Origin of the sequence: Endozoicomonas sp. ALD068, from assembly GCF_049310145.1 — a bacterium.
Lineage (GTDB): Bacteria > Pseudomonadota > Gammaproteobacteria > Pseudomonadales > Endozoicomonadaceae > Endozoicomonas_A.
The window spans coordinates 767,761-786,124 of sequence record NZ_JBLYNU010000004.1; the positions used below are offsets into that span (position 1 = coordinate 767,761).

At 48.4% G+C, this 18,364-nt stretch carries 8 protein-coding genes; 1 reads left to right on the forward strand and 7 read right to left on the reverse strand.

Annotated features, from left to right (window positions below; genetic code table 11):
• Positions 1 to 30 precede the first annotated feature (30 nt).
• The 6 genes from ACO6V5_RS02060 to ACO6V5_RS02085 all read right to left on the reverse strand — a co-directional run bounded on the left by ACO6V5_RS02060 (position 31) and on the right by ACO6V5_RS02085 (position 15,369).
• Positions 31 to 1,989, reverse strand: a complete 1,959-nt coding sequence (locus tag ACO6V5_RS02060) for a tetratricopeptide repeat protein (protein WP_422441903.1) — start codon at positions 1,987 to 1,989, stop codon at positions 31 to 33.
• Between the two features lie 740 nt (positions 1,990 to 2,729).
• Positions 2,730 to 5,192 carry a tetratricopeptide repeat protein gene (locus tag ACO6V5_RS02065; protein WP_422134580.1) on the reverse strand — a complete coding sequence of 821 codons (2,463 nt, stop codon included), beginning with the start codon at positions 5,190 to 5,192 and terminating at the stop codon, positions 2,730 to 2,732.
• Between the two features lie 79 nt (positions 5,193 to 5,271).
• A complete protein-coding gene (locus ACO6V5_RS02070) occupies positions 5,272 to 7,740 on the reverse strand; it encodes a tetratricopeptide repeat protein (RefSeq protein WP_422413712.1) in 2,469 nt (822 codons plus the stop codon).
• 78 nt (positions 7,741 to 7,818) lie between these two features.
• Entirely contained in the window at positions 7,819 to 10,260 is a 2,442-nt protein-coding gene (locus ACO6V5_RS02075) for a hypothetical protein (protein ID WP_422413714.1), read from the reverse strand.
• 234 nt (positions 10,261 to 10,494) lie between these two features.
• Positions 10,495 to 12,753: a hypothetical protein gene (locus tag ACO6V5_RS02080; RefSeq protein ID WP_422411462.1), complete on the reverse strand. Its 2,259-nt coding sequence runs from the start codon at positions 12,751 to 12,753 to the stop codon at positions 10,495 to 10,497.
• Between the two features lie 42 nt (positions 12,754 to 12,795).
• Positions 12,796 to 15,369: a hypothetical protein gene (locus ACO6V5_RS02085; protein WP_422411464.1), complete on the reverse strand. Its 2,574-nt coding sequence runs from the start codon at positions 15,367 to 15,369 to the stop codon at positions 12,796 to 12,798.
• Positions 15,370 to 15,424: 55 nt separating this feature from the next.
• Between ACO6V5_RS02085 and ACO6V5_RS02090 the strand changes: the two genes are divergently transcribed.
• A complete protein-coding gene (locus ACO6V5_RS02090; protein ID WP_422411466.1) occupies positions 15,425 to 15,772 on the forward strand; it encodes a hypothetical protein in 348 nt (115 codons plus the stop codon).
• Between the two features lie 27 nt (positions 15,773 to 15,799).
• Here the strand turns inward: ACO6V5_RS02090 and ACO6V5_RS02095 are convergent, their stop codons facing one another.
• A complete protein-coding gene (locus ACO6V5_RS02095) occupies positions 15,800 to 18,295 on the reverse strand; it encodes a PABP-interacting PAM2 motif-containing protein (protein WP_422411468.1) in 2,496 nt (831 codons plus the stop codon).
• Between the last annotated feature and the right edge of the window lie 69 nt (positions 18,296 to 18,364).

Here is an 18,364-nt window from a genome sequence, read left to right on the forward strand (position 1 = left end):
TCATCAGTCATAAAGGTTCAAGGATATTTTTTATTCTTTGAGATTCGATAGCTTCTGAAGGGCAGCGGCCTCCCTGTTTCGCCAAAAATGAGTTTTCGCCCTGTATGTCCGGCTGGAGTCAAAGGCTTCCGCTCTATCAAACCATTCCCTCCATTCTTGCTCACTTTTTCCCAGCATTCTGAGACAGTGCGCTTTTTGGGAATAAACTCCCGCACTCGGTGGGTACTTTGTCAGTGCTGATTCCACAAATTCCAGAGCCTTATGAAGGTTATCTTGTCCTGACTCAGGGTTATCCTGAATGATCTGCTCACAAGCCAGGCTGAAATAATGGATCGAGTTAGCCAGCAAGGTATTGGCACTTTCCGGATAGCGGCTAATCATTTCCATAAATCCTTCTTGCCCGACAGATAATTTTAACAGTGTGAGTTCAAATTCATTCGAATGATAGAATTCACAGCCACGCTCAACCAGTCTTTTAGCCCGTCCAAGTTTGCCTGTAATCTCCCAGCAGCGTGCCAGAGTCAGGTCAATGTCATGATTGCCAAAGGGCTTGCACAGGCTGTCTTCGTCGTCACCGGGGTGCCTACCACTTATGTTCAGCAGCAGTCTTTCAGCCCGTTCAGGTTTATCCATCATCACCCAGAGCGTCGCCAGACCCAGATCAATATCATAATTTCCACAAGGCTTGCAAAGGCTCTCCTCACTGCCATCAGGGTCCTTGCCACTCATGTTAAGTAGCAGTCTTTCAGAGAGGTGATATTTGCCCGAGACCTGCCAGTGTCGTACCAGTGTCAGATCAATTTCCAGCTGCCAGCAGGGCTTGCACAGGATCTCTTCACTGGCGCCGGGATGCTTGCGAATCATGTTCAGCAGCAGCTTTTCAGCCAGTTTATATTTGCCCGTCAGCTCCCAATATCGCATCAGAGCCATGTCAATTTCACGATTCCCACAGGGCTTGCACAGTGCTTCCTCGCTGTCGCCGGGGCGCTTTCCACTCATGTTCAGCAGTAGCTTTTCAGTTCGTATATAGTTGCATTTCCTCTGCCAGAGTAGTGCCAGAGTGAGATCAGTGTCATGATGCCCACAGAGCTTGCAAAGTTCTTCCTCGCTGTCACCCGGGCGCTTTCCACTCATGTTCAGCAGTAGCTTTTCAGCCAGCTCAAATTTGTCCATTTCATCCCAGGTTCGCACCAGAGTCATGTCAATGGCACGATGGCCAGTGGGGCTACACAGAATCTCCTCACTGTCATCGGGATGCTTGCGACTCATGTTCAGCAGCAGCCTCTCAGCCCGCTCTTGCTTGCCCAACGCCCGCCAGATAAACGTCAGAGTCAGATCAACGTCTCTATGATCAGATTGCCTGCAGAGTATGTCCTCATCGTCATCGGGGCGCTTGCCAATGATGTCGAGCATCAGGAGCTCTGCCTTTTGATGTTTGTCCAGCAACTGCCAGAGTCGCCCCAGGGCCATATTGACGGTATGGAGGTATTTAGGCAGTTGTGCTGTAGCAGGAGAGTAAGGTTTTGACTGCAGGTTTTTAATCAGTTCTGTTTTTATGTTCAGTAATAGTGTTTCAGCCAGAGTGTATTTGCCCATAGACTGCCACAGTCGGGCATTACTAATATCTGCGGCATAATAGCGAGAAGGTTCACACAGGGCTCTCATGTCGGCATCGCGCCATTTTCTTCTCAGTCTCAACAGTCGAGTTTCGGCATCAAGGTGTCTTCCAAGTGCTTCTTCACAAAGGCTCAGGGTCAGATCAAGGTTATTAATGGTCGAAGCCCCGAACCTGGTAAGTTTTTCATCTAACCTGAGTTCTTCCAGAATAGAGCAGGCTTCCATCTGTTTTTCGCAGGTTTGCTCTTTTAGAGATCTTGCAAGCCCTATGGTTGCTTCCTGCTTTTCGCACCGATTCGGTATGCCATGCTTGCCGTTTAAGAGGGCCCGGAATGCTTTTTCTGCATCTGTGAAATTTTGATTGTTGAGCATTGCGAAAGCGCTTTTGATCTTTTTTTTAAGAATTTCAGGAGGGCAGGCCCTCGCCTCTGGGTGAAACTTCAGGGGAGTAGCGCTTTGGTATGCAGTTGCTGGCCAGTCTGGAATATTTGAGGGACTGTTCGAATGTTGATGACCACCATGAGGACGTTGCGAACGTGGAATAAACCTTTCAGCTTTCGGATTTAAGGTAGATCTACGCCCTTTTGATGCACCGGTATCTGAACCTGACGCACAATACTGTGACGGCCGAGATGTCTTAGCAGGCTGGCAGACAGATGCCTGCCGACCCGAAATATTTGAGGGATTGGTCGAATGTTGACGAACACCTCGTGGAAGTTGAGCAGGTTGAGTAAGAGATTTAGTTTCCCGATTAGAGGTAGATAGACGTTTTCTAACCGCATCGGCATAGGAGCCAGACACACAATATTGAGACGATTGCGATGTCGCAGTGCTCGAACTGGCTGGAGCGCTGGTTGTAGGTGTTGGCCCGTAACTCATAATGATGTAGATTCCCTGAAAATCTATGCTCAGTACCTGGCCAGTTGGTTTCGCATATTCTGGCGAGTGGATTTTTTCATTCTTCAAGGCGCAACGACGGGCGCGTAGCCATAGCTACGCAACCAGAGTTGGAACGCAGAAGGATGGAAAAAGCCGCCGTCCAGAATATGCGAAACCAACTGGTTAGGTAGTTATTGGACAGTCATCAGTCATAAAGGTTCAAGGAAGTTTTTTTATTCTTTGAGATTCGATAACTTCTGCAGGGCAGCGGCCTCCCTGTTTCGCCAAAAATGAGTTTTCGCCCTGTATGTCCGGCTGGAGTCAAAGGCTTCCGCTCTATCAAACCATTCCCTCCATTCTTGCTCACTTTTTCCCAGCATTCTGAGACAGTGCGCTTTTTGGGAATAAACTCCCGCACTCGGTGGGTACTTTGTCAGTGCTGATTCCACAAATTCCAGAGCCTTATGAAGGTTATCTTGTCCTGACTCAGGGTTATCCTGAATGATCTGCTCACAAGCCAGGCTGAAATAATGGATCGAGTTAGCCAGCAAGGTATTGGCACTTTCCGGATAGCGGCTAATCATTTCCATAAATCCTTCTTGCCCGACAGATAATTTTAACAGTGTGAGTTCAAATTCATTCGAATGATAGAATTCACAGCCACGCTCAACCAGTCTTTTAGCCCGTCCTAGTTTGCCTGTAATCTCCCAGCAGCGTGCCAGAGTCAGGTCAATGTCATGATTGCCAGAGGGCTTGCAAAGGCTGTCTTCGTCGTCATCGGGGTGCTTACCACTCAGGTTCAGCAGCAGTCTTTCAGTCCGTTCAGGTTTTTCCATCATCTCCCAGAGCATCGCCAGAGCCAGATCAAAATCATTGTTTCCACAAGGCTTGCAAAGGCTCTCCTCACTGTCATCGGGGTCCTTGCCACTCATGTTAAGCAGCAGTCTTTCAGAGAGGTGATATTTGCCCAAGGCCTCCCAGTATCGCACCAGTGTCAGATCAATTTCCTGCTGCCAGCAGGGTTTGCACAGGATCTCTTCACTGGCGCCGGGATGCTTGCGACTCATGTTCAGCAGCAGCTTTTCGGCCAGTTTATATTTGCCCACCAGCCCCCAAAATCGCACCAGAGCCAGGTCAATTTCACGATTCCCACAGAGCTTGCACAGTGCTTCCTCGCTGTCACCGGGGCGCTTTCCACTCATGTTAAGCAGTAGCTTTTCAGTTCGTATATAGTTGTATTTCTTCTGCCAGAGTAGTGCCAGAGTGAGATCAGTGTCATGATGCCCACAGGGCTTGCACAGTTCTTCCTCGCTGTCTCCGGGGCGCTTTCCACTCATGTTCAGCAGTAGCTTTTCAGCCAGCTCAAATTTGTCCATTTCATCCCAGGTTCGCACCAGAGTCATGTCAATGGCACGATGGCCAGTGGGGCTACACAGAATCTCCTCACTGTCATCGGGATGCTTGCGACTCATGATCAGCAGCAGCCTCTCAGCCCGTTCATGCTTGCCCAACGCCCGCCAGATAACCGTCAGAGCCAGATCAACGTCTTTATGATCAGATTGCCTGCAGAGTATGTCCTCATCGTCATCGGGGCGCTTGCCAATGATGTCGAGCATCAGAAGTTCTGCCTTTTGATGTTTGTCCAGCAACTGCCAGAGTCGCCCCAGGGCTATATTGACGGTATCGAGGTATTTAGGCAGTTGTGCTATAGCAGGAGAGTAGGGTTTTGACTGCAGGTTTTTAATCAGTTCTGTTTTTATGTTCTGTAACAGTGTTTCAGCCAGAGTGTATTTGCCCATAGACTGCCACAGTCGTGCATGAGTAATATCTGCGTCATAATAGCGGGAAGGTTTGCACAGGGCTTTCTTATCGGCATCGCGCCATTTTCTTCTCAGTCTCAACAGCCGGGTTTCGGCATCAAGGTGTCTTCCAAGTGCTTCTTCACAAAGGCTCAGGGTCAGATCAAGGTTGTTAATGGTCGAAGCCCCGAACCTGTTGAGTGTTCCATCTAACCTGAGTTCTTCCAGAATAGAGCAGGCTTCCATCTGTTTTTCGCAGGTTTGCTCTTTTAGAGATCTTGCAAGCCCTATGGTTGCTTCCTGCTTCTCGAACCGATTCGGTATACCATACTTGCCGTTTAAGATGGTCCGGAATGCTTTTTCTGCATCTATGAAATTTTGATTTTTGAGGATTGCGAAAGTGCTTTTGATCTCTTTTTTAACCGCTCCAGGAGGGCAGGTCTCCGCCTCCGGGTTAAACGTCCGGGGAGTAGAACTCTGGTATGCAGTTGCTGGCCAGTCTGGAGTATTTGAGGGTCTATTCGAATGCTGATGACCATGATGAAGTTGCGAACGTGGAATAAACGTTTCAGCGTTTGGATTTAAGGTAAATTTATGCCCTTTTGATGCACCGGTATCTGAACCTGACGCACAATACCCTGACGGTTGTAGTGTCGTAGCAGGCTGGCAGGCAGATGCCTGCCGACCCGAAATATCTGAGGGATTGGTGGAACGGTGATGAACAACTTGTGGAAGTTGAGCCGGTTGAGTAAGAGATTTAGTTTCCCGGCCTGAGGTAGTTAGAGACTTTTTTGCCGCATCGGCATAGGAACCCGGCGCACAATATTGAGACGATTGCGATGTCCTGATGCTCGAACTCACTGGAGCACTGGTTGTAGGTGTTGGCCCGTAACTCATAATGATGGAGATTCTCTGAAAATCTATGCTGTTGGAAATGTTGGACAGTCATCAGGCATAAAGGTTCAAGGAGGTTTTTTTATTCTTTGGAATTCGACAACTTCTGAAGGGCTGCGGCTTCCCTGTTTCGCCAAAAATGAGTTTTAGACCTGTATGTCCGGCTGGAGTCAAAGGCTCTCGCTCTAGCAAACCATTCCTTCCATTTTTGCTCATTTTTCCCCAGCATTCTGAGACAGTGCGCTTTTTGCGAATAAGCTCCCGCACTTGGTGGGTATTTCTTCAGTGCTGATTCCACAAATTCCAGAGCCTTATGAAGGTTATCTTGCCCTGACTCCGGGGTGTCCTGAATGATCTGCTGACAAGCCAGGCTGAAATAATGGATCGAGTTAGCCAGCAAGGTATTGGCACTTTCCGGATAGTGGCTAATCATTTCCATAAATTCTTCTTGCCCGGTAGAAAACTTTAACAGTGTGAGTTCAAATTCACTCGAATGATAGAATTCACAGCCACGCTCAACCAGATTTATAGCCCGTTCATGTTTGCCTGTAATCTCCCAGCAGCGTGCCAGAATCAGGTCAATGTCATGATTGCCAGAGGGCTTGCAAAGGCTGTCTTCGTCGTCATCGGGGTGCTTACCACTTATGTTCAGCAGCAGTCTTTCAGTCCGTTCAGGTTTATCCATATTCTCCCAGAGCACCGCCAGAGCCAGATCAAAATCATGGTTTCCACAAGGCTTGCAAAGGATCTCCTCACTGCCATCAGGGTCCTTGCCACTCATGTTAAGCAGCAGTCTTTCAGAGAGGTGATATTTGCCCAGGACCTCCCAGTATCGCACCAGGGTCAGATCAATTTCCTGCTGCCAGCAGGGCTTGCACAGGATCTCTTCACTGGCGCCGGGATGCTTGTGACTCACGTTCAGCAGCAGCTTTTCAGCCAGTTTATATTTTCCCGTCAGCTCCCAAAATCGCACCAGAGCCAGGTCAATTTCACTATTCCCACAGGGCTTGCACAGTGCTTCCTCGCTGTCACCGGGGCGCTTTCCACTCATGTTCAGCAGTAGCTTTTCAGTTCGCATATATTTGTACATCCTCTGCCAGAATACCGCCAGAGAGAGATCAATGTCATGATGCCCACAGAGCTTGCACAGTTCTTCCTCGCTGTCACCGGGGCGCTTTCCGCTCATGTTCAGCAATAGCTTTTCAGCCAGCTCAAGTTTGTCCATTTCTTCTTCCCAGGTTCGCGCCAGAGCCATGTCAATGGCACGATCGCCAGTGGGTCTACAGAGAATCTCCTCACTGTCATCGGGATGCTTGCGACTCATGTTCAGCAGCAGCCTCTCAGCCCGCTCTCGCTTGCCCAACGCCCGCCAGATAAACGTCAGAGCCAGATCGATGTTTTTATGATCAGATGGCCTGCAGAGTATGTCTTCATCGTCATCGGGGCGCTTGCCAGTGATTTCGAGCATCAGAAGTTCAGCCTTTTGATGTTTGCCAATCAACTGCCAGAGTCGCATCAGGGCCGTATTGACGGTATTGAGGTGATTACGCAGTTTTGATGTAGCGGTAGAGTGGGCTTTTGACTGCAGGTTTTTAATCAGTTCTGTTTTTATGTTCAGTAACAATGTTTCAGACAGAGTGTATTTGCCCGTAGACTGCCACAGTCGGGCATGAGTTATATCTGCGGTATAATAGCGAGAGGGTTCGCACAGGGCTCTCTCATCGGCATCGCGTCTTTTTCTTCTCAGTCTTAACAGTCGGGTTTCGGCATCAAAGTATCTTCCAAGTGCCTCTTCGCAAAGGCTCAGGTTCAGATCAAGGTTACCAATGCTCGAAGCTCCGAACCTGTCGAGTGTTCCATCTAACCTGAGTTCTTCCAGAATAGAGCAGGCTTCCATCTGTTTTTCGCGGGTTTGCTCTTTTAGCGATCTGGCAAGCCCTATGGTTACTGTCTGCTTGTCGAACGGATTCGGTATGCCATGCTTGCTGTGTAAGATGGCCCGGAATGCTTTTTCTGCACCTGTGAAATTATGATTGTCGAGCATTGCTAAAGCGCTTTTGATCTCTTTTTTAAGAGTTTCAGGATGGCAGGTCTTCGCCTCTGGGTGAAAGGTCCGGGGAGTAGAACTCTGGTATGCAGTTGCTGGCCAGTCTGGAGTATTTGAGGGACTGTTCAAATGTTGATGACCACCATGAGGACGTTGCGAACGTGGAATAAACGTTTCAGCGTTTGGATTTAAGGTAAATTTACGCCCTTTTGATGCACCGGTATCTGAACCTGACGCAGAATACCCTGACGGTTGCAATGTCGTAGCAGGCTGGCAGGCAGATGCCTGCCGACCCGAAATATCTGAGGGACAGGTGGAACGTTGATGAACAGCTTGTGGAAGTTGAACCGCTTGAGTAAGAGATTTTATTTCCCGATTTGAGGTGGATAGACGTCTTTTTACCGCATCGGCATAGGAACCTGATGCACAATATGGAGACGATTGCGATGTTGAAGTGCTCGAACTGGCTGGAGCGCTGGCTGAAGGTGTTGGCCCGTAACTCATAATGATGTAGATTCCCTGAAAATCTATGCTGCTGACATGTTGGACAGTCATCAGTCATAAAGGTTCAAGGAAGTTTTTTTATTCTTTGGAGTTCGATAACTTCTGAAGGGCAGCGGCCTCCCTGTTTCGCCAAAAATGAGTTTTAGCCCTGTGTGTCCGGCTGGAGTCAAAGGCTCTTGCTCTATCAAACCATTCCTTCCATTCGTGCTCATTTTTCCCCAGCATTCTGAGACAGTGCGCTTTTTGGGAAAAAGCTCCCGCACTCGGAGGGTATTTCTTCAGTGCTGATTCCACAAATTCCAGAGCCTTATGAAGGTTATCTTGTCCTGACTCCGGGTCATCCTGAATGATCTGCTTACAAGCCAGGTTGAAATAATGGACCGAGTTAGCCAGTAAGGTATTGGTACTTTCCGGATAGTGGCTAATCATTTCCATAAATCCTTCTTGCCCGGTAGGTAACTTTAATAGTGTGAGTTCAAATTCAATCGAATGATAGAATTCACAGCCACGCTCAAGCAGTCTTTTAGCCCGTCCAAATTTGCCTGCATTCTCCCAGCAGCGTGCCAGAGTCAGGTCAATCTCATGATTGCCAGAGGGCTTGCACAGGCTGTCTTCGTCGTCACCGGGGTGCTTACCACTCATATTCAGCAGCAGTCTTTCAGTCTGTTCAGGTTTATCCATCATCTCCCAGAGCATCACCAGAGCCAGATCAATATCATGATTTCCACAAGGCTTGCAAAGGATCTCCTCACTATCATCGGGGTCCTTGCCACTCATGTTAAGCAGCAGTCTTTCAGAGAGGCGATATTTGCCCGAGACCTCCCAGTATTGCACCAGTGTCAGATCTATTTCCAGCTGCCAGCAGGGCTTGCACAGAATCTCTTCAGTGGCGCCGGGATGCTTGCGACTCATGTTCAGCAGCAGCTTTTCAGCCAGTTCATATTTGCCCGTCAGCTCCCAAAATCGAACCAGAGCCAGGTCAATTTCACGATTCCCACTGAGCTTGCACAGTGCTTCCTCGCTGTCACCGGAGCGCTTTCCACTCATGTTCAGCAGTAGCTTTTCAGTTCGTATATATTTGAATTTCCTCTCCCAGACCAGTGCCAGAGAGAGATCAATGTCATGATGCCCACAGAGCTTGCACAGTTCTTCCTCGCTGTCACCGGGGCGCTTTCCACTCATGCTCAGCAGTAGCTTTTCAGCCAGCTCAAGTTTGTCCATTTCATCCCAGGTTCGCACCAGAGCCATGTCAATGGCACGATGGCCAGTGGGGCTACACAGAATCTCCTCACTGTCATCGGGATGCTTGCGACTCATGTTCAGCAGCAGCCTCTCAGCCCGCTCACGCTTGCCCAACGCCCGCCAGATAAACGTCAGAGCCAGATCAACGTCTTTATGATCAGATGGCCTGCAGAGTATGTCCTCATCGTCATCGGGGCGCTTGCCAATGATGCCGAGCATCAGAAGTTCAGCCTTTTGATGTTTGTCCATCAACTGCCAGAGTCGCATCAGGGCCATGTTGACGGTATCGAGGTGTTTACGAAGTTTTGATGTAGCAGGAGAATAGGGTTTCGACTGCAGGTTTTTGATCAGTTCTTTTTTTATGTTCAGGAACAGTGTTTCAGCCTGAGTGTATTTGCCCATAAGCTGCCACAGTCGGGCATTACTAATATCTGCGACATAATAGCTAGAGGGTTCGCACAGGGCTCTCTCATCGGCATCGCGCCTTTTTCTTCTCAGTCTCAACAGTCGAGTTTCGGCATCAAGGTGTCTTCCAAGTGCTTCTTCACAGAGGCTCAGGCACAGATCAAGGTTATTAATGGTCGAAGCTCCGAACCTTGTAAGTTTTCCATCTAACCTGAGTTCTTCCAGAATAGAGCAGGCTTCCATCTGTTTTTCGTGGGTTTGCTCTTTTAGAGATCTTGCAAGCCCGATGGTTGCTTCCTGCTTGTCGAACTGATTCGGTATGCCATGTTTGCCGTTTAAGATGGTCCGGAATGCTTTTTCTGCATCTGTGAAATTTTGATTGTTGAGCATTGCGAAAGCGCTATTGATCGCTTTTTTAAGAGCTTCAGGAGGGCATGTCTGAAACGTCCGGGGAGTAGAACTCTGGTATGCAGTTGCTGGCCTTGAGGGTCTGTTCGAATGTTGATGACCACCATGGGGAAGTTGCGAATGTGGAATAAACGTTTCAGTGTTCGGATTTAAGGTAGATCTACGCCCTTTTAACGCATCGGCATAGGAACCTGACGCACAATAGCGTGATGGCTGAGATGTCTTGGCAGGCTGGCAGGCAGATGCCTGCCGACCTGAAATATCTGAGGGATTGGTCGAATGTTGACGAACACCTTCTGGAAGTTGAGTTGGTGGATTGAGAGGTTTAACTTCCCGACTTGAATTAGAAGGACGTTTTTTTGCCGCATCGGCATAGGAAACTGGCGCACAATACTGGGACGATTGCGACGTCGTAGTGCTCGAACTGGCTGGAACGCTGGCTATAGGTGTTGGCCCGTAACTCATAATGATGTGGATTCCCTGAAAATCTATGCTTAAGTACCTGGCCAGTTGGTTTCGCATATTCTGGCGAGTGGATTTTTTCATCCTTCAAGGCGCAACGACGGGCGCGTAGCCATAGCTACGCAACCAGAGTTGGAACGCAGAAGGATGGAAAAAGCCGCCGTCCAGAATATGCGAAACCAACTGGTTAGGTACTTATTGGACAGTCATCAGTCATAAAGGTTCAAGGATGTTTTTTTATTCTTTGAGATTCGATAACTTCTGAAGGGCAGCGGCCTCCCTGTTTCGCCAAAAATGAGTTTTAGCCCTCTGTGCCCGTCTGAAGTCAAAGGCTCTCGCTCTATCAAACCATTCCCTCCATTCTTGCTCACTTTTCCCCAGCATTCTGAGACAGTGCGCTTTTTGGGAAAAAGCTCCCGCACTCGGTGGGTATTTTTTCAGTGCCGATTCCACAAATTCCAGAGCCTTATGAAGGTTATCTTGTCCTGACTCCGGGTCATCCTGAATGATCTGCTCACAAGCCAGGCTGAAATAATGGACCGAGTTAGCCAGCAAAGTATTGGCACTTTCCGGATAGCGACTGATCATTTCCATAAATCCTTCTTGCCCGGTAGGTAACTTTAATAGTGAGAGTTCAAATTCAATCGAATGATAGAATTCACAGCCACGCTCAAGCAGTCTTTTAGCCCGTCCAAATTTGCCTGTATTCTCCCAGCAGCGTGCCAGAGTCAGGTCAATCTCATGATTGCCAGAGGGCTTGCACAGGCTGTCTTCGTCGTCACCGGGCTGCTTACCACCCATGTTCAGCAACAGTCTTTCAGTCTGTTCAGGTTTATCCATCATCTCCCAGAGCATCGCCAGCGCCAGATCAATATCATGATTTCCACAAGGCTTGCAAAGGATCTCCTCACTGTCATGGGGGTCCTTGCCACTCATGTTAAGCAGCAGTCTTTCAGAGAGGTGATATTTGCCCGAGATCCCCCAGTGTCGCACCAGTGTCAGATCAATTTCCAGCTGCCAGCAGGGCTTGCACAGGATCTCATCACTGGCGCCGGGATGCTTGCGACTCATGTTCAACAGCAGCTTTTCAGCCAGTTCATATTTGCCCTTCAGTTCCCAAAATCGAACCAGAGCCAGGTTAATTTCGCGATTCTCAGAGAGCTTGCACAGTGCTTCCTCGCCGTCACCGGGGTGCTTTCCACTCATGTTCAGCAGTAGCTTTTCAGTTCGTATATATTTGTATTTCCTCTGCCAGACTAGTGCCAGAGAGAGATCAATGTCATGATGCCCACAGGGCTTGCACAGTTCTTCCTCGCTGTCACCGGGGCGCTTTCCACTCATGTTCAGCAGTAGCTTTTCAGCCAGCTCAAGTTTGTCCATTTCTTCCCAGGTTCGCACCAGAGCCATGTCAATGGCACGATGGCCAGTGGGGCGACACAGAATCTCCTCACTGTCATCGGGATGCTTGCGACTCATGTTCAGCAGCAGCCTCTCAGCGCGCCCACGCTTGCCCAACCCCCGCCAGATAAACGTCAGAGCCAGATCAACGTCTTTATGATCAGATCGCCTGCAGAGGACGTCCTCATTGTCATCGGGGTGCTTGCCAATGATGTCGAGCATCAGAAGTTCAGCCTTTTGATGTTTGTCCATCAACTGCCAGAGTCGCATCAGGGTCATGTTGACGGTATCGAGGTATTTACGCAGTTTTGATATAGCAGGAGAATAGGGTTTTGACTGCAGGTTTTTAGTCAGTTCTGTCTTTAAGTTCAGTAACAATGTTTCAGCCAGAGTGTATTTGCCCATAAGCTGCCACAGTCGTGCATTACTAATATCTGCGGCATAATAGTGAGAAGGTTCGCACAGGACTCTCTCATTGGCATCGCGCATTTTTTTTCTCAGTCTCAACAGTCGGGTTTCGGCATCAAGGTATCTTCCAAGTGCTTCTTCACAGAGGCTCAGGCACAGATCAAGGTGACTAATGGTCGAAGCTCCGAACCTGTTAAGTTTTCCATCTAACCTGAGTTCTTCCAGAATAGAGCAGGCTTCTATCTGTTTTTCGCGGGTTTGCTCATTTAGAGATCTTGCAAGCCCTATGGTTGCTTCCTGCTTGTCGAACCGGTTCGGTATGCCATGTTTGCCGTTTAAGAGGGTCCGGAATGCTTTTTCTGCAGCTGTGAAATTTTGATTGTTGAGCATCGCGAAAGCGCTATCGATCGCTTTTTTAAGCGCCTCAGGAGGGCAGGTCTTCGCCTGAAAGGTCCGGGGAGTAGAACTCTGGTATGCAGTTGCTTGCCTTGAGGGTCTGTTCGAATGTTGACGAACACCATCTGGAAGTTGAGTCGGTGGATTGAGAGGTTTAGCTTGCCGATTTGAGGTAGATGGAGGCTTTTTTGCCGCATCGGCATAGGAAACTGGTGCACAATATTGAGGCGATTGCGATGTCTCAGTGCCCGAACTGGCTGGAGCGCTGGTTGAAGGTGTTGGCCCGTAACTCATAATGATGTAGATTCCTTGAAAATCTATGCTGTTGGACAGTCATCAGTCATAAAGGTTCAAAGAAGTTTTTTTATTCTTTGAGATTGATAACTTCTGAAGGGCAGCGGCTTCCCTGTTTCGCCAAAAATCAGTTTTACTCCTCTGCAATCGGTTGGGGTCAAGGAAGTTGGTTTTTTGGAACCATTGCTTCCATTCTTTCTCGCTGGCACCCATCATTCTGAGACAATGCGCTTTTTGCGAAAAAGCGCCTGCACTCGGGGGGTACTTTTCTAATGCTGATTCAACAAGCTCTAGCGCCTTGTTTAAGTTATCTTTTCCTGACCCCGGGACGTCCTCTGCTATTTGCTCACATGCCAGTCTGAAATAATGGATCGAGCAAGTCAGCAGGGTATTAGCACTCTCCGGATACCTGCTGATCATTGCCAAAAATCCTGCTTGCCCGGCAGATAAGCTCAACAGTGATAATTCACACTCACTCGAAGGGTATAAATCACAGCAGCGTGTGATCAGTTCTTTAGCCCATTCATATTTGCCAATTCTCTGCCAGTGTCGTACCAGTGTCAGATCTATAACATTATTCCCGCAAGGCATGCACAGATGGTCGTCACTGTCATCGGGGTGCTTGTTACTCATGTTCAGCAATAGCCTTTCGGCCAGATAATGTTTGTCCATTAACTCCCAAAGTCGCGCCAGAGCCAGGTCAATGAAATGATTCCCGCAAGGTTTGCACAGGCTGTCTTCGCTGGCATTGGGGTGCTTGCCACTCATGTTCAGTAACAGTCTTTCAGTCAGGTAATATTTGTCCATTGACTCCCAAAGTCGCGCCAGAGCCAGGTCAATGAGATGATTACCGCAAGGTTTGCAGAGGCTGCCTTCATCGGCATCGGGATGCTTGCCACTCACGTTCAGTAACAGCTTTTCAGTCAGGTAATATTTGTCCATTAACTCCCAGTGTCTCGCCAGGGACAGGTCAACGGCATGATTTCCACAGGGCCTGCACAGTTCTTCCTCACAGGCACAAAAGTACTTACCACTCATGTTCAGCAGCAACTTCTCAGACAGTTGATATTTGCTCGTATTTTGCCAGAGTCGCACCCGAGCCAGGTCGATGTCTTGATTCCCGGAAGGTTTGCACAGGGTGTCTTCATCGGCATCGTCTTCATCGGCATTGTCTTCATCGCCATTGTGCTGCATGCCAATCATATTCAGCAGTAGCCTCTCGGACAGTTTATTTTTACCGATACGTAGCCAGAGTCGCACCCGAGCCATATCAATGTCATGATTTCCTGAAGGCCTGCACAGGCTGTCTTCATCGGCATTGGGATGTAGGCCAATCATGTTCAGTAGCAGCCTTTCAGAGCGTTCATGTTTGCCCATTAGCTGCCCGAGTCGGATCCGGGTCAGGTCAATTTCCTGATTCCCACAAGGTTTGCAAAGGCTGTCTTCACTGGCATCCGGGTGCGTGCCGCACAGGTTAAGGAGCAGTCTTTCAGCCAGTTGATATTTGCCCGCCAGCTCCCAATGTCGCACCAGAGTGAGGTCGATAATAGGATGCCCAGAGGGCTTGCAAAGGCTGTCTTCACTGTCATGAGGATGTTTGTGGCTCATGTTTAGCAGCAGTCTTCCAGACAGTTCATGTTTGTCCATATCCTGCCAGAGGCGAACCTGAGCCAGATCAATAATATGATTTCCGGAGGGCTTGCACAGGTAGTCACAACTCTCATCGGGGTGCTTGCCACAAGTGCTCAGCAGCAGTCTTTCAGCCAGCTTATGTTTGCCCATAATGATCCATAGTCTTGCCAGAGCCAGGTCAATGTTATGATCTCCTGTGGGCCTGCAGAGAATGTGCTCAGTGTCCTCAGGATGCTTTTTGCTCATTTTCAGCAGCAGTCTTTCGGCCTGTTTATGTTTACCCATATCCTGCCAGAGACGCACCAGAGCCAGGTTGATGTCATCATGGGCGGAGGGCTTGCAGAGAATGTCCTCACTGTCATCGGGATGTTTGCCCATCATATCCAGCAGCAGGCTCTCAGACAGTTGGAATTTTTCCAGATGCTGCCAGAGTCGAGCCAGAGTCAAATTTACGGTGTGGAGTTTTCTGCGCAAGTTTTTTACATCATATGGATTCAACAGCAGGCTATTAATCAGCCCTGCTCTCATGTTCAGCAGGAGTTTTTCAGACAGCGAGTATTTGTGTAAATGTTGCCATACCAGGGCCATAGTAATATCTGCGTCAAAATTGCCAGAAAGCGCACACAGGGCATTTTCATTATCATTGAGCCTTTTGTGTCTCAACGTCAAAAGTCGTGCTTCTGCGTTCAGTTGCAAACCAATTTTCTCTTCACAAAGGCTCAGGGTCAGATCAAGGTTATGAATGGTTGAAGCCCCAAATGCATTAAGCGGTCCTTTTGATCTGAGTTGTTTCAGAATATTGCAGGCTTCTATCTGTTTGTTAACTGTTTGCTCTTTTAGCGACCTTGCAAGCCCTATGATTATGTCTCGATAACCGAACTGGTTTTCTATGCCCTGGTTTTCGCTTAAGAGGGTCCGGAATATTTCTTCTGCTTTTATGAAATTTTGTTTTTTTAGTGCTTCGTAAGCGTTATCAACCTTCATTGCAGTTTCTTTGGAATAATTTTTCCTCCTCTGTTTTTGAAACGTCTGAGGAGGAATGTTCTGGCCTGCAGTCGTTTGTGGGTATCTGACAGATAAGGGTGTGTCCGGACTTTGCTTAACCTGTTCAGAGCGTGGAATAAACGGTTCTGCATTCGGATTTAAGGAAGATTTATTCGCTTCAGGCGTTGCTGCCGGAGCGCTGGAACTGACCGCAGTGCCGGTCGTCGGTGTTGGTCCATATGCCATAGAACTATTACATTTTTGTAAAACGGTGCTCCTTGGACAGCAAACGGACATTAAAGTTCATGGTTGTTCGTCTATATTGATAGCCTGCAAGGTTCGCACTTTCCGGACAGCGGCTCATCATTTCCATAAATCCTTCTTGCCCGGCAGATGGGCTTAAGTTATCAGGCATATCAGGGGTGTCTGTTTACTCTTTGAGATCCCGTAACTTTTGAAGAGCAGAGGATTCTTTGCTTCGCCAAAAATCAGTTTTACTCCTATGCAATCGGTTGGAGTTAAGGAAGTTGGCTTTTTGGAACCATTGCTTCCATTCTTTCTCGCTGGCACCCATCATTCTGAGACAATGCGCTTTTTGCGAATAAGCGCCTGCACTGGGGGGGTACTTTTCCAATGCTGATTCAACAAGCCCGAGCGCCTTGTTTAAGTTATCTTTTCCTGACCCCGGGACGCCCTCTGTTATTTGCTCACATGCCAGTCTGAAATAATGGATCGAGCAAGTCAGCAGGGTATTAGCATTCTCCGGATACCTGCTGATCATTTCCAAAAATCCTGCTTGCCCGGCAGATAAACTCAACAGTGCTAATTCACACTCACTCGAAGGGTATACATCACAGCAGCGTGTGATCAGTTCTTTAGCCCATTCATATTTGCCGGTTCTCTGCCAGAGTCGAACCAGTGTCTGATCTATAAGATAATTCCCGCAAGGCATGCACAGACGATCGTCACTGTCATCGGGGTGCTTGCTACTCATGTTCAGCAATAGCCTTTCGGCCAGATAATTTTTATCCATGAACTCCCAAAGTCGCGCCAGAGACAGGTCTATGAGATGATTCCCGCAAGGTTTGCACAGGCTGCCTTCGTCGGCATCGGGGGGCTTGCCACTCATGTTCAGTAACAGCCTTTCAGTCAGGTAATGTTTGTCCATGAACTCCCAAAGTCGTGCCAGGGAGAGGTCAGTGAGATGATTTCCACAGGGCCTGCAGAGTTCCTCCTCACTGGCACATAAGTACTTACCACTCATGTTCAACAGCAGCCTCTCAGACAGTTCATATTTGCTCATATTTTGCCAGAGTCGTACCCGAGCCAGATCAATGTCATGATTCCCGGAAGGTTTGCACAGGGTGTCTTCACCGGCATCGGGCTGCAGGCCAATCATATTCAGCAGCAGCCTCTCGGACAGTTCATCTTTGCCGATAACTTGCCAGACTCGCACCCGGGCCATATCAATGTCATGATTCCCTGAAGGCCTGCACAGGCTGTCTTCATCGGCATTGGGGTGCAGGCCAATCATATTCAGTAGCAGCCTTTCAGACCGTTCATGTTTGCCCATTAGCTGCCCGAGTCGCATCCGGGCCAGATCAATTTCCTGATTCCCACAAGGTTTGCAAAGGCTGTCTTCACTGGCATCCGGGTGCGTGCCACACAGGTTAAGCAGCAGTCTCTCAGCCAGTTGATATTTGCCCTCCAGCTCCCAATGTCGCACCAGAGTGATGTCGATAATAGGATACCCAGAGGGCTTGCACAGGCTGTCCTCACTGTCATGAGGATGCTTGTGGCACAGGTTCAGCAGCAGTCTTCCAGACAGTTCATGTTTGTCTATTTCCTGCCAGAGGCGTACCAGAGCCAGATCAATAACATGATGCCCGGAGGGCTTGCACAGGTAGTCCCAACTCTCATCGGGCTGCTTGCCACAAGTGCTCAGCAGCAATCTTTCAGCCAGCTTATGTTTGCCAATAATTATCCATAATCTTGCCAGAGCCAGGTCAATGTCATGATCCCCAGAGGGTCGGCAGAGAATGACCTCAGTGTCCTCAGGATGCTTTTTGCTCATTTTCAGCAGCAGTGTTTCGGCCTGTTTATGTTTACCCATATCCTGCCAGAGAAACACCAGAGCCAAATTAACGAGATGGAGGTGTCTGTGCAATTTTTGTACATCGTATGGATTCAACAGCAGGCTATTAATCAGCTCTGCTCTCATGTTCAGCAGGAGTTTTTCAGACAGCGAGTATTTGTGTAAATGTTGCCATACCCGGGCCATAGCAATATCTGCGTCAAAATTGCCAGAAAGCGCACACAGGGCATTTTCATTATCATTAAGCCTTTTGTTTCTCAACATCAAAAGTCGTGCTTCCGCGTTCAGTTGCAAACCAATTTTCTCTTCACAAAGGCTCAGGGTAAGATCAAGGTTATGAATAGTCGAAGCCCCAAATGCATTAATCGGTCTTTCTGATCTGAGTTGATTCAGAATATTGCAGGCTTCTATCTGTTTGTTAACCGTTTGCTCTTTTAGCGACCTTGCAAGCCCTATGATTATGTCTTGATAGCCGAACTGACTTTGTATGCCCTGGTTTTCGCTTAAGAGGGTCCGGAATATTTCTTCTGCTTTTATGAAATCTTGTTTTTTTAGTGCTTCGTAGGCCTTACCAACCTTCATTGCAGTTTCATCGGAATAATCTTTTATCCTCTGTTTTTGAAACGTATGAGGAGCGATGTTCTGGACTGCAGTCGTTTGTGGGTATCTGACAGATAAGGGTGCTTCCGGACCTTGCTTAACCTGTTCAGAGCGTGGAATAAAGGGTTCTGCATTCGGGTTTAAGGAAGATTTACTCGCTTGGGGTGTCGTAAATGTCGGAGCGCTGGAACTGACCGTGGCGCTGTTGGTTGATGTTGGTCCGTATGTCATTGCAATACATCTCTGTAAAACGGTGCTCCTTGGACAGCAAACGGACATTAAAGTTCATGGTTGTTCGTC

What these genes read in the sequence shown, in the direction of transcription:
- ACO6V5_RS02060 (WP_422441903.1), bottom strand. Translation starts at nt 1,989, where the DNA reads ATGCTCAACAATCAAAATTTCACAGATGCAGAAAAAGCATTCCGGGCC.
- ACO6V5_RS02065 (WP_422134580.1), bottom strand. Translation starts at nt 5,192, where the DNA reads ATGAGTTACGGGCCAACACCTACAACCAGTGCTCCAGTGAGTTCGAGC.
- ACO6V5_RS02070 (WP_422413712.1), bottom strand. Translation starts at nt 7,740, where the DNA reads ATGAGTTACGGGCCAACACCTTCAGCCAGCGCTCCAGCCAGTTCGAGC.
- ACO6V5_RS02075 (WP_422413714.1), bottom strand. Translation starts at nt 10,260, where the DNA reads ATGAGTTACGGGCCAACACCTATAGCCAGCGTTCCAGCCAGTTCGAGC.
- ACO6V5_RS02080 (WP_422411462.1), bottom strand. Translation starts at nt 12,753, where the DNA reads ATGAGTTACGGGCCAACACCTTCAACCAGCGCTCCAGCCAGTTCGGGC.
- ACO6V5_RS02085 (WP_422411464.1), bottom strand. Translation starts at nt 15,369, where the DNA reads ATGAAGGTTGATAACGCTTACGAAGCACTAAAAAAACAAAATTTCATA.
- ACO6V5_RS02090 (WP_422411466.1), top strand. Translation starts at nt 15,425, where the DNA reads ATGTTCTGGCCTGCAGTCGTTTGTGGGTATCTGACAGATAAGGGTGTG.
- ACO6V5_RS02095 (WP_422411468.1), bottom strand. Translation starts at nt 18,295, where the DNA reads ATGACATACGGACCAACATCAACCAACAGCGCCACGGTCAGTTCCAGC.